The following is a 12,188-nucleotide window of genomic DNA, read 5'->3' as shown; positions in this document are numbered from 1 at the left end:
CCCGTCTTAAGGAGACGCTTTATGAGCCAGGAACTTGCTAACGTATTCAATCCGCTGGCAGCGCCGCAAACCTTCAACCAGATCCGGATCTCGCTGGCGTCGCCCGAGAAGATCCTGTCCTGGTCCTATGGTGAGATCAAGAAGCCCGAAACCATCAACTACCGCACGTTCAAGCCGGAGCGGGATGGCCTGTTCTGTGCCCGGATCTTCGGTCCGGTAAAGGACTATGAGTGCCTGTGCGGCAAGTACAAGCGCATGAAATACAAAGGCGTCGTCTGCGAGAAATGCGGCGTCGAGGTAACCCTGTCCAAGGTGCGCCGCGAGCGCATGGGCCATATCGAGCTGGCCGCACCGGTCGCGCATATCTGGTTCCTGAAATCGCTGCCGTCCCGGATCGCGCTGTTCCTCGACATGACGCTGAAGGATGTCGAGCGCGTACTCTATTTCGAGCAATATATCGTCATCGAGCCGGGCCTGACCCCGCTGACGCCGCACCAGCTGCTGACCGAGGAAGAGTTCCTCGAGGCCCAGGAGCAGTATGGCGACGACTCGTTCACCGCCGGTATCGGTGCCGAGGCGATCCGCGATATCCTGTCCTCCATGGACCTGGAGCAGGTCGCGGAGAACATCCGTATCGAGATTTCCGAGACGACGTCCGAGCTGAAGCCGAAGAAACTGGCCAAGCGCCTGAAACTGATCGAGAGCTTCATGACTTCCGGCAACAAGCCGGAATGGATGATCATGACGGTCGTGCCGGTGATCCCGCCGGAACTGCGCCCGCTGGTGCCGCTGGATGGTGGCCGGTTCGCGACCTCCGACCTGAACGATCTCTATCGCCGGGTCATCAACCGCAACAACCGCCTGAAGCGCCTGATCGAGCTGCGCGCGCCGGACATCATCGTGCGCAACGAAAAGCGGATGCTGCAGGAATCCGTCGATGCGCTGTTCGACAATGGCCGTCGCGGCCGCGTCATCACCGGCACCAACAAGCGTCCGCTGAAATCGCTGTCCGACATGCTGAAAGGCAAGCAGGGCCGCTTCCGGCAGAACCTGCTCGGCAAGCGCGTCGATTATTCGGGCCGCTCGGTCATCGTGGTCGGACCGGACCTGAAGCTGCATGAATGCGGCCTGCCGAAGAAGATGGCGCTGGAGCTGTTCAAGCCGTTCATCTATTCGCGCCTCGACGCCAAGGGCCTGTCGGCCACCGTCAAGCAGGCCAAGAAACTGGTCGAGAAAGAACGTCCGGAAGTGTGGGATATCCTCGACGAGGTGATCCGCGAGCACCCGGTCATGCTCAACCGTGCGCCGACGCTGCACCGTCTCGGCATCCAGGCGTTCGAGCCGAAACTGATCGAGGGCAAGGCGATCCAGCTGCACCCGCTGGTCTGTACCGCGTTCAACGCCGACTTCGACGGCGACCAGATGGCCGTGCACGTGCCGCTGTCGCTGGAAGCGCAGCTTGAAGCCCGTGTGCTGATGATGTCGACCAACAACATCCTGACGCCGGCATCGGGCAAGCCGATCATCGTGCCGTCGCAGGACATCGTTCTCGGTCTGTATTACATCACCATCGAGAAGGAAAACGAGCCGGGCGAGGGGATGATCTTTGCCGATCTTTCGGAAATCGACCACGCCCTCGATTCCGGTGCCGTGTCGCTGCATGCCAAGGTCAAGTGCCTGTGGAAGACGGTGGACGAGAATGGCGAGCCGGTGACCGATCTGGTCGAGACCACGCCGGGCCGCATGAAGGTCGCCAACCTGCTGCCGCGCACCTCGCTGATCCCGTTCTCCGCGATCAACCAGCTGCTGACCAAGAAAACGATCCAGTCGCTGATCGACGTCGTCTATCGCCACACCGGCCAGAAGGCGACGGTGATCTTCGCCGACCAGATCATGGATCTCGGCTTCAAGGAGGCCTGCAAAGCCGGCATCTCGTTCGGCAAGGACGACATGGTCATCCCCGATACCAAGAAGGGTATCGTGGAAGAGACCCGCTCGCTCGTCGCCGAATACGAACAGCAATATGCCGATGGTCTCATCACCCGCGGCGAGAAGTACAACAAGGTCGTCGACGCCTGGGCGAAATGCACCGACAAGGTCGCCGACGAGATGATGAAAGAGATTTCGCGCACCAAATACGATCCGGAGACGGGGCGTCAGCTGGAGCCGAACTCGGTCTACATGATGTCGCATTCCGGTGCGCGTGGCTCGCCCACGCAGATGCGCCAGCTCGCCGCCATGCGCGGCCTGATGGCCAAGCCGTCGGGCGAGATCATCGAGACGCCGATCATCTCCAACTTCAAGGAAGGCCTGACCGTTCTTGAATACTTCAACTCCACCCACGGCGCCCGCAAGGGTCTGGCGGATACGGCGTTGAAGACGGCGAACTCCGGTTACCTGACGCGCCGTCTCGTCGACGTCGCCCAGGACTGCATCATCAAGGAAGTCGATTGCGGTACGACCAAGGGTATCACGATCGAGGCCGCCATCGATGCCGGCGACATCGTCGTGCCGCTGTCCCAGCGCATTCTGGGCCGCACGTTGCTTGACGAGATCAAGCATCCGGAAACGGGCGAGATTATCGGCCAGACCAATGATGAGGTCGATGAAAGCCAGTCCGAGATCATCGAGGCTGCCGGTATCCAGAAGGTCCGGGCCCGCTCGGTCCTGACCTGCGAGACCAAGTTCGGCGTCTGTGGCAAGTGCTATGGCCGCGACCTGGCCCGCGGGACCCACGTCAATATCGGCGAGGCTGTCGGCGTCATCGCCGCCCAGTCCATCGGTGAGCCGGGTACCCAGCTGACCATGCGGACCTTCCACGTCGGCGGTACTGCGACGGTCGGTGACGTCTCCTTCGTTGAATCGAGCCATGAAGGCACGGTCAAGCTGGAGAACCGGAACGTCGTCAAGGATTCCGATGGCGACCTGATCGTCATGGGCCGTAACACGCTGATCAAGATCCAGGACAAGGACGGCAACGACCAGGCCTCGTTCAAGGTCACCTATGGTACCAAGCTGCGTGTCGATGAGGGCACCAAGGTCGAGCGCGGGACGCGCCTGGCCGACTGGGACCCGTTCACCCTGCCGATCCTCACGGAGATCGCCGGCAAGGTAAGGTTCGAGGATCTGACCGAGGGCGTGTCCGTCAACCTCGTCGCCGACGAGGCGACGGGCCTGACCTCTCGCGTCGTCATGGACTGGCGGGCGTCCCCGCGCGGGTCCGACCTGCGGCCGGCCATGGTCATCGTGGATGACGAAGGCGAGTCGCTGAAATTCGAGAACGGTAATGAAGCCCGCTATGTCCTGCCGGTCGACGCCATCCTGTCGGTCGAGGAGGGCGATGCCATCCGTCCGGGTGACACGCTGGCCCGTATCCCGACCGAGGGCGCCAAGACGCGCGACATCACCGGCGGTCTGCCGCGTGTTGCCGAGCTGTTCGAGGCACGCCGTCCGAAGGATCACGCGATCATCGCCGAAGTCGATGGCCGTGTCGAATTTGGCCGCGACTACAAGAACAAGCGGAAGATCTCGATCAATCCGACTGACGAAAGCCTCGAGCCGGTTGAATATCTGGTGCCCAAGGGCAAGCACATCGCTGTCCAGGACGGGGACATGATTGCCAAGGGCGAATACCTGCTCGATGGCAACCCGGCCCCGCACGACATCCTGTCGATCATGGGCATCGAGGCATTGGCCGACTATCTGATCAACGAGATCCAGGAGGTCTACCGCCTGCAGGGCGTGCCGATCAACGACAAGCATATCGAGGTGATCGTTCGCCAGATGCTGCAGAAGGTCGAAATCTCCGATCCGGGCGATTCCGGCTTCCTGAAAGACGAACAGGTCGACAAGATCGAGTTCGACGAGGTCAACGAGAAGCTGGACGAGCAGGGCAAGACCGTGGCCGTCGGGCACCCGGTGCTGCTCGGCATCACCAAGGCGTCCTTGCAGACGCGCTCGTTCATCTCTGCCGCCTCGTTCCAGGAGACGACGCGTGTCCTGACCGAGGCATCGGTCCAGGGCAAGGTCGACACGCTGGAAGGCCTGAAGGAGAACGTCATCGTCGGCCGTCTGATCCCGGCCGGTACCGGCGGCATGATGTCCAAGCACCAGCGTCTCGCCGACGAGCGCGACGCCAAGCTGATCGAGGAGCGGGCAGCGCGTTCCGCCGCGGCCCTGCCGCCGGCAGATGCCGCTGTCTTCGCCGAAGCCGAGGATGGCAGCGACGAGACCTCGAGCGCAGAGGACGATCAGCCTGCCGAATAGGTAAGCTCGTGAAACAACGGAAAAGCCGCCCTTCGGGGCGGCTTTTTACCGATTGGTCCTATCGCTTCAGAGGTTGTTAACGAGTGCAGCTTATGCCGTTCTTCCGGAGAGGGATTATGGTTAAGCCGGGCTTGCACCATTACGAACCGGACGTCTCAAGACGTATTGCCGTCGTGCAGATCGCCTTTGGTGCGCTGCTGCTGATCGGCTATGGCGCCGGACTGGTTCTCGGCGCCGGCCTGCCCGTTGTCAGCGCAGGCTCAGCCGCCATCGTCCTGTTCCTGCTCTGCGCCATCGCTCAATATATCAGGACACCGGTCGCGCGGGCCGAAGTGTGGGCCTTTGCCGGCTTGAGCGTGCTCCTGTTCTCCTTTCTCATATGGTCGATCGCCATTCTCTATGGCGGGCTCGTCTCTGCGGCGACGGGCGCGCCGACCTTCATGTTCCTGTTCGCGCTCCTGGTGCTCTACGGCTTCCATACGGACCCGCGGCTGGTGATGTTCACCGGCGGTGTCGCCGTCGGTGCGCGCCTCGCCATGGACCTTGCCGGGCTGATTGCCGGCGGCACGTTTACCACGAGTTATTACTGGGCATCGTCGTCGCGCTTCATCACGCCGCTGGGCGAACTCGAAATCCTTCTCGCGATGTCGGTCTTCACCGTGTTGCTGAGCTGGCTTGCAGGCCGCTGGGAGATGTCGCAGGCGAGGGCGGTTGCCGCTGTCAGGGAAGAGATGGAACAGCGCCGTGCGGCGGCGCCTGCAGGGGCGGACGTGACGACCGTCCTGATCGCCGAGGACAGCTCGGTGAACATGATGGTCATGTCCAGCATGCTCGGCGATCCGCGCTTCAACCTTGTGATGACCGAGGATGGCGCCGAGGCGGTCAGAACCTTCACCCGCATGGTGGAGGAGGGCGCGCCGCCGGATATCGTGCTGCTCGATATCGAGATGCCTGAAATGGACGGCCACGAGGCCGCTGCCCTGATTCGCGCGGCAGAAAAACAGGCCGGTATCGCACCGCGCCCGATCATCGCCGTCACGGCGCTCGGCAATGAAGAGAATCGCCGCGCGTCGCTGGCGGCGGGAATGGACGATCACCTGGTGAAACCTGTGCAGAAACCCGTTCTTCTGGCGGGAATTGCCCACGCCCTTGCGCGCCGCCGCCGCGGCTGACATACTGGTCGGACGCAGCCGGCTGACACAATCTGCCGAAAAGAGCCTGTTTACCAGCAATTCCTGTCAGGAACTGGCCTGCCGCTCCCCCGGATCAGGGGTGCTCCGTGAAATGCGAATTTTCCTAACAAAAGACCTTGACCCGGAGCCATAGTGTTTATAGGTTCCGCGCCACGCTGGAAGGGTGGCCGTCAGACGTTTCTGAAACGCTCCCAAGCACGCCGAACATATTTGTATTTGCGCCTTGTAAGTATGGCGCGGTTCCGTTATGGAGCTGCGCCTGTTTGAGGTGCTGAAACTTATTCGGTTTGTTCAGCACCGATTTTGAGATTTAACCGGGATCCAAGAGGACCTTTAATGCCGACGATCCAACAGCTTATCCGCAAGCCGCGTCAGCCGAAGCGGAAAATCAACAAGGTGCCCGCCATGGAGGGCAACCCGCAGAAGCGTGGCGTTTGCACGCGCGTCTACACAACGACGCCGAAGAAGCCGAACTCGGCCCTTCGGAAAGTTGCCAAGATCCGCCTGACCAATGGCTACGAAGTCATCGGCTACATCCCGGGTGAAGGCCATAACCTGCAGGAACACTCTGTCGTCATGATCCGTGGCGGCCGTGTGAAGGACTTGCCGGGCGTGCGCTATCACATCATCCGCGGCGTTCTGGATACCCAGGGCGTGAAAGACCGTAAGCAGCGCCGTTCGAAATACGGCGCGAAGCGTCCGAAGTAAGGATAGAGAAGCATGTCCCGTCGTCACCGCGCAGAAAAACGTGTTGTTCATCCGGACCCGAAGTTCGGGGACAAGATCGTTTCCAAATTCATGAATTACGTCATGCTGGACGGCAAGAAGCCGGCCGCTGAGAAGATCGTATACGGTGCATTCGACCGCGTCGAAGCCAAGATGAAACGCCCGCCGGTCGAGCTGTTCCATGAGGCGCTCGACAACGTAACCCCGGCGATCGAGGTCCGTTCCCGCCGTGTCGGTGGTGCGACGTACCAGGTTCCGGTCGAGGTCCGTCCGGATCGCAAGGTCGCGCTGGCCATGCGCTGGATCATCGATGCCGCGCGCAAGCGTAACGAGACCACCATGGTCGATCGCCTCTCCAACGAGCTGATGGACGCCGCACAGAACCGTGGCGCCGCCGTAAAGAAGCGTGAAGACACACACCGCATGGCGGAAGCCAACCGCGCCTTCGCCCATTACCGCTGGTAGACCGAGCAAGTTTTAAGGTATTATTCCAATGTCCCGCGATTATCCGATTGAAGACTACCGTAACTTCGGCATCATGGCGCACATCGATGCCGGGAAGACGACGACAACCGAGCGTATCCTTTACTATACCGGTAAGAGCTACAAGATCGGTGAAGTCCACGACGGCGCTGCGACCATGGACTGGATGGAGCAGGAGCAGGAGCGTGGCATCACCATCACCTCCGCTGCGACGACCACTTTCTGGCCGGGCCGCGATGGCAAGAAACGCCGGCTGAACATCATCGACACGCCGGGTCACGTCGACTTCACCATCGAGGTCGAGCGTTCCCTGCGCGTGCTCGACGGCGCTGTCGCTCTGCTCGACGGTAATGCCGGTGTCGAGCCGCAAACCGAGACTGTCTGGCGCCAGGGCGACAAATATCACGTGCCGCGCATGTTCTTCATCAACAAGATGGACAAGATCGGTGCCGACTTCTACGCCTCGGTGGAATCCATTCACGAGCGCCTCGCCGCCAAGACGGTTATCCTCCAGCTGCCGATCGGCATGGAAAGCGATTTCGTTGGCGTTGTCGACCTGATCGAGATGGATGCCATCATCTGGAATGACGAGAGCCTGGGCGCTTCGTTCGACCGTGTCGAAATTCCGGCCGATATGAAAGAAAAGGCCGAGGAATATCGCGAGAAGATGATCGAGACGGTTGTGGATCTCGAGGAAGAGGCCATGGAAGCCTATCTGGAAGGCGTGATGCCCTCCAATGACAAGATCCGTGAGCTGATCCGCAAGGGCACGATCAACGTGGAATTCCACCCGGTACTTTGCGGCACGGCGTTCAAGAACAAGGGCGTCCAGCCGCTGCTCGATGCTGTTGTCGATTTCCTGCCGAGCCCGACCGAGGTTCCCTCGATCCGCGGCGTGCTGCCGGACACGGACACCGAAGTAAAGCGTATTTCTTCCGACAATGAGCCGCTGTCGATGCTGGCGTTCAAGATCATGAACGACCCGTTCGTCGGCACGCTGACCTTCTGCCGCATCTATTCCGGTCACCTGGAGCAGGGCATTTCGGTTCTCAATACCGTAAAGGGCAAGAAAGAGCGCGTTGGCCGCATGCTGCTGATGCACTCCAACACCCAGGAAGAGATCAAGAATGCCTATGCTGGTGACATCGTCGCCATTGCAGGCCTGAAAGACACCACGACGGGTGATACGCTGTGCGATCCGCTCAAGCCAGTCGTTCTCGAGCGCATGGAGTTCCCGGAGCCGGTCATCTCGCTCGCTGTCGAGCCCAAGACCAAGGCCGACCAGGAGAAGATGGGCATTGCCCTCAATCGTCTTGCTGCTGAGGACCCCTCGTTCCGCGTTCGCACGGATGAGGAAAGCGGCCAGACCATCATTGCCGGCATGGGCGAGCTTCACCTCGACATCCTCGTCGATCGTATGCGCCGCGAGTTCAAGGTCGAGGCCAATGTCGGTCAGCCTGAGGTTGCCTATCGCGAGACGATCACGAAGAACGCCGATATCGACTACACGCACAAGAAACAGTCCGGCGGTTCCGGCCAGTTCGCGCGCGTGAAACTGAAGGTCAAGCCGGGCGAGCCGGGCACGGGTTTCGTGTTCTCGAACTCCATCGTTGGCGGTTCGATCCCGAAGGAATACATTCCGGGTGTCGAGAAGGGTCTCAAATCCGTACAGGAAGCTGGCCTTCTCGTCGGCTTCCCGATCCTCGACTTCGAGGTCGAGCTTTATGACGGTGCCTATCATGACGTCGACTCCTCGGTCCTGGCCTTCGAGATCGCTGCGCGCGCATCACTTCGCGAGCACAAGAGCGAGCTTGGCCTGGCCCTGCTGGAGCCGATCATGAAGGTTGAAGTCGTAACCCCGGAAGACTATACCGGCACGGTTATCGGCGATCTCAATTCCCGCCGTGGTCAGGTCCAGGGGCAGGAAATGCGTGGCAACGCCAACGTGGTCAATGCCATGGTGCCTCTCGCCAACATGTTCGGCTACGTCAACGCACTGCGCTCGTCCACTCAAGGCCGCGCCCAGTATACGATGCAGTTCGACCATTATGAGCGCGTCCCCCAGGCAGTGGCGGACGAGGTCCGGGCGAAGCTTGCGGGTTAGTGTTTCGTGAGCCGGCTTTGCTGAGCGGAGCCGGCCGCATACAGAAGAAATTGGTTTAACAGGTCAGTCGACAGTTTACGGAGAATAAGACATGGCTAAGGAAAAGTTTGAACGTACAAAACCGCATGCCAACATTGGCACGATTGGTCACGTCGACCACGGTAAAACCACGCTGACGGCAGCGATCACCAAATATTTCGGTGACTTCCGTGCGTACGACCAGATCGACGCAGCTCCGGAAGAAAAAGCGCGCGGCATCACGATCTCGACGGCACATGTCGAGTACGAGACCGAAGCCCGTCATTATGCGCATGTCGACTGCCCGGGTCACGCCGACTACGTCAAGAACATGATCACCGGTGCTGCCCAGATGGACGGCGGTATCCTCGTCGTGAACGCAGCCGACGGCCCGATGCCGCAGACCCGCGAGCACATCCTGCTGGCCCGCCAGGTCGGCGTTCCGGCCCTGGTCGTCTTCCTGAACAAGGTTGACCAGGTCGATGACGAGGAACTGCTCGAGCTGGTCGAGATGGAAGTCCGCGAGCTTCTGTCTTCCTACGACTTCCCGGGCGACGATATTCCGATCATCGCAGGTTCCGCCCTGGCCGCCCTCGAAGGCCGTGACCCGGAAATCGGCGAAAACAAGATCAAGGAACTGATGGCAGCGGTCGACAGCTATATTCCGACCCCGGAACGTCCGATCGACCAGACCTTCCTGATGCCGATCGAGGACGTGTTCTCGATCTCCGGCCGCGGTACGGTTGTGACCGGTCGTGTCGAGCGCGGTATCATCAACGTTGGCGACGAGATCGAAATCGTCGGCATCAAGGATACCAAGAAAACGACCTGCACGGGCGTCGAAATGTTCCGCAAACTGCTCGATCGCGGGCAGGCCGGTGACAACGTCGGTGTTCTGCTTCGCGGTGTCGAGCGTGAAGGCGTCGAGCGCGGCCAGGTTCTCTGCAAGCCGGGTACGGTTACCCCGCACACGAAATTCGTGGCAGAAGCCTACATCCTGACGAAAGACGAAGGTGGCCGTCACACGCCGTTCTTCAACAATTATCGTCCGCAGTTCTACTTCCGCACGACCGACGTGACCGGCATCTGCACGCTGCCGGAAGGCACGGAGATGGTCATGCCGGGTGACAACGTGAACCTCAATGTCGAGCTGATCGTGCCGATCGCCATGGAAGAGAAGCTTCGCTTCGCTATCCGTGAAGGCGGCCGTACCGTTGGCGCCGGCATCGTCTCGAAAATTCTCGCGTAGCAATAACCATTAGCGGGCAGGCCGTGAGCAGATTTTGCGGCCTGCCTTTTTGACTCAAAAAGAAGTATAGCGACATGCAACAGAATATTCGTATACGGCTGAAGGCGTTCGATCATCGGGTTCTCGATGCGTCCGCGGTTGAGATTGTCAACACCGCCAAGCGCACGGGTGCTCAGGTGCGCGGGCCGATTCCGCTGCCGACGCACATCGACAAGTATACCGTGTTGCGCTCGCCGCACGTAAACAAGAAATCGCGCGAGCAATTCGAGATGCGCACGCACAAGCGCATGCTCGACATTCTCGAGCCGACCCCGCAGACGATTGACGCGCTGATGAAGCTCGATCTGTCCGCTGGCGTCGACGTTGAAATCAAACTGGGTGCGTAAGGAGACTTGACGATGCGCACGGGCGTGATTGCAAAAAAACTGGGCATGACACGGGTCTACCGCGAAGACGGCACCCATGTCCCTGTCACCGTCATGCAAATTGACGGCTGCCAGGTCGTGTCTCAGCGTACGGAAGAGACGAACGGTTACACTGCTCTGCAGCTGGGCGCTGGCAAGGCCAAGGTCTCGCGCACCAACAAGGCGATGCGCGGCCACTTTGGCAAAGCCAATGTCGAGCCCAAGCGCAAGCTGGCCGAGTTCCGCGTAACGTCGGAGTTCCTGGTCGAGATCGGTGCCGAGCTGTCTGCGGAACATTACGTTCCGGGCCAGAAGGTCGATGTCACCGGCACCTCCATCGGTAAAGGCTTCGCCGGCAGTATGAAGCGCCACAATTTCGGTGGTCTTCGTGCCTCTCACGGTGTGTCCATCTCCCACCGTGCGCATGGTTCCACCGGCCAGTGCCAGGATCCAGGCAAGGTCTTCAAGGGCAAGAGAATGGCCGGCCACATGGGCGACGTTCGCGTCACCACCCAGAACCTGGAAGTCGTCCGTATCGATACGGACCGCAACCTCGTCCTGATCAAGGGCGCGGTGCCGGGCTCCAGGGGCGGCTGGGTCCTGATCAATGATGCTGTCAAGCGCGCTCGTCCGGAAGAGGCTCCGCTGCCTGCCGGTCTGCGCAGCGCCGAGCAGCCCAAGGCCGAGGAAGAAGTCCCGGTCGAAGCAGAAAACACCGCGACTGAGGCCGAGGCAACCGCAGCCGACGCTCAGGCCGCTGACGGGTCCCAGGATGCTGGCGACTCCAAGGGAGACGCGTAATGAAAATCGATGTCGTCACTCTTGCTAACGAAAAGGCCGGCTCCGTCGATCTCGACGAAGCGATCTTCGGTCTTGAGCCACGCAAGGACATTCTTCACCGCTGTGTGATCTGGCAGCTGGCCAAGCGCCAGCAGGGCACGCACAAGACCAAGGAGCGCGGCGAAGTCGCCGGGACGTCGAAGAAATTCGTGCGTCAGAAAGGCTCCGGCGGCGCCCGTCACGGTAACCGCAAGGCTCCGCTCTTCGTTGGCGGCGGCGTTGCTCATGGTCCGCGCGTGCGCAGCCATGCGATCGACCTGCCGAAAAAGGTCCGCAAGCTGGCCCTGCGCCACGCGCTGTCGGCCAAGCATGGTGCTTCCGAGCTGATCATCATCGACGATGCCAAGCTGGAAGAAGCCAAGACGAAGGCACTGGTTTCGACCTTTGCCAAGCTGGGCCTGACCGATGCGCTGATCGTCGATACAGAGATCGACGAGAACTTCCGCCGGGCGGCCCGCAACGTGCCGGGTGTCGATGTCCTGCCGGTTATGGGCGCGAACGTCTACGATATCCTGCGCCGGTCGAAGCTGGTTCTGACCAAGTCCGCCGTGGAAGGGCTTGAAGCCCGCCTCAAGAGTGAGGCCCCGAAAAAGGGTGACGAGCAATGAGCGATATTAAAGAAGTACACTACGACACTATTGTCTCCCCGCTGATCACGGAGAAATCCACGATCGCGTCGGAGAACAACCAGGTTGTCTTCAAGGTAGCGCTGAACGCGACCAAGCCGCAGATCGCAGAAGCGGTCGAGAGCCTGTTCAAGGTGAAGGTCAAGTCCGTCAATACCCTGCGCACCAAGGGCAAGAACAAGCGGTTCCGCGGTCGTCCGTATACCCGCTCCGATGTGAAGAAGGCGATTGTGACGCTCGAGGAAGGCCATTCCATCGACATCACGACCGGCCTTTAAC

Annotated in this window: 10 protein-coding genes; all 10 read left to right on the top strand. The window is 60.5% G+C overall.

The annotated features are described in order from the left end of the window. Positions 1–21 precede the first annotated feature (21 nt). The 10 genes from rpoC (at position 22) to IEV88_RS06665 (ending at position 12,187) form a co-directional block, all read left to right on the top strand. Complete coding sequence (gene rpoC / locus IEV88_RS06710; RefSeq protein ID WP_188160459.1) at positions 22–4,266, top strand: DNA-directed RNA polymerase subunit beta'; 4,245 nt, start codon at positions 22–24, stop codon at positions 4,264–4,266. Between the two features lie 116 nt (positions 4,267–4,382). After that, a complete protein-coding gene (locus tag IEV88_RS06705) occupies positions 4,383–5,438 on the top strand; it encodes a response regulator (protein ID WP_188160458.1) in 1,056 nt (351 codons plus the stop codon). 357 nt (positions 5,439–5,795) lie between these two features. Then, positions 5,796–6,167, top strand: coding sequence for a 30S ribosomal protein S12 (gene rpsL / locus IEV88_RS06700; protein WP_155138168.1), 372 nt, complete (start codon positions 5,796–5,798; stop codon positions 6,165–6,167). Positions 6,168–6,179: 12 nt separating this feature from the next. Beyond that, positions 6,180–6,650 (top strand): 30S ribosomal protein S7, encoded by a 471-nt coding sequence (gene rpsG, locus IEV88_RS06695; RefSeq protein WP_188160457.1) that lies wholly within the window; start codon positions 6,180–6,182, stop codon positions 6,648–6,650. Positions 6,651–6,678: 28 nt separating this feature from the next. Continuing rightward, the gene (gene fusA / locus IEV88_RS06690; protein WP_188160456.1) at positions 6,679–8,772 is read left to right on the top strand and encodes an elongation factor G; all 2,094 of its coding nucleotides are present in this window, start codon (positions 6,679–6,681) and stop codon (positions 8,770–8,772) included. A gap of 91 nt (positions 8,773–8,863) precedes the next feature. Then, entirely contained in the window at positions 8,864–10,039 is a 1,176-nt protein-coding gene (tuf, locus tag IEV88_RS06685; RefSeq protein WP_188160455.1) for an elongation factor Tu, read from the top strand. 74 nt (positions 10,040–10,113) lie between these two features. Next, positions 10,114–10,425, top strand: coding sequence for a 30S ribosomal protein S10 (rpsJ, locus tag IEV88_RS06680; protein WP_155138177.1), 312 nt, complete (start codon positions 10,114–10,116; stop codon positions 10,423–10,425). Between the two features lie 12 nt (positions 10,426–10,437). After that, positions 10,438–11,244 (top strand): 50S ribosomal protein L3, encoded by an 807-nt coding sequence (gene rplC, locus IEV88_RS06675; protein WP_188160454.1) that lies wholly within the window; start codon positions 10,438–10,440, stop codon positions 11,242–11,244. Further along, positions 11,244–11,891, top strand: a complete 648-nt coding sequence (gene rplD, locus IEV88_RS06670; protein WP_188160453.1) for a 50S ribosomal protein L4 — start codon at positions 11,244–11,246, stop codon at positions 11,889–11,891. The genes rplC and rplD overlap by 1 nt, the downstream gene beginning before the upstream one ends. Next, a complete protein-coding gene (locus IEV88_RS06665; RefSeq protein WP_188160452.1) occupies positions 11,888–12,187 on the top strand; it encodes a 50S ribosomal protein L23 in 300 nt (99 codons plus the stop codon). The genes rplD and IEV88_RS06665 overlap by 4 nt, the downstream gene beginning before the upstream one ends. Position 12,188: the final 1 nt, after the last annotated feature.

Origin of the sequence: Aquisalinus flavus (assembly GCF_014640095.1) — a bacterium.
GTDB classification, from domain to species: domain Bacteria; phylum Pseudomonadota; class Alphaproteobacteria; order Caulobacterales; family Parvularculaceae; genus Aquisalinus; species Aquisalinus flavus.
This window is presented reverse-complemented; position numbering and strand designations above follow the sequence as displayed.

Coding starts and splice junctions, on each gene's coding strand:
- rpoC (WP_188160459.1), top strand. CDS start 22: ATGAGCCAGGAACTTGCTAACGTATTCAATCCGCTGGCAGCGCCGCAA.
- IEV88_RS06705 (WP_188160458.1), top strand. CDS start 4,383: ATGGTTAAGCCGGGCTTGCACCATTACGAACCGGACGTCTCAAGACGT.
- rpsL (WP_155138168.1), top strand. CDS start 5,796: ATGCCGACGATCCAACAGCTTATCCGCAAGCCGCGTCAGCCGAAGCGG.
- rpsG (WP_188160457.1), top strand. CDS start 6,180: ATGTCCCGTCGTCACCGCGCAGAAAAACGTGTTGTTCATCCGGACCCG.
- fusA (WP_188160456.1), top strand. CDS start 6,679: ATGTCCCGCGATTATCCGATTGAAGACTACCGTAACTTCGGCATCATG.
- tuf (WP_188160455.1), top strand. CDS start 8,864: ATGGCTAAGGAAAAGTTTGAACGTACAAAACCGCATGCCAACATTGGC.
- rpsJ (WP_155138177.1), top strand. CDS start 10,114: ATGCAACAGAATATTCGTATACGGCTGAAGGCGTTCGATCATCGGGTT.
- rplC (WP_188160454.1), top strand. CDS start 10,438: ATGCGCACGGGCGTGATTGCAAAAAAACTGGGCATGACACGGGTCTAC.
- rplD (WP_188160453.1), top strand. CDS start 11,244: ATGAAAATCGATGTCGTCACTCTTGCTAACGAAAAGGCCGGCTCCGTC.
- IEV88_RS06665 (WP_188160452.1), top strand. CDS start 11,888: ATGAGCGATATTAAAGAAGTACACTACGACACTATTGTCTCCCCGCTG.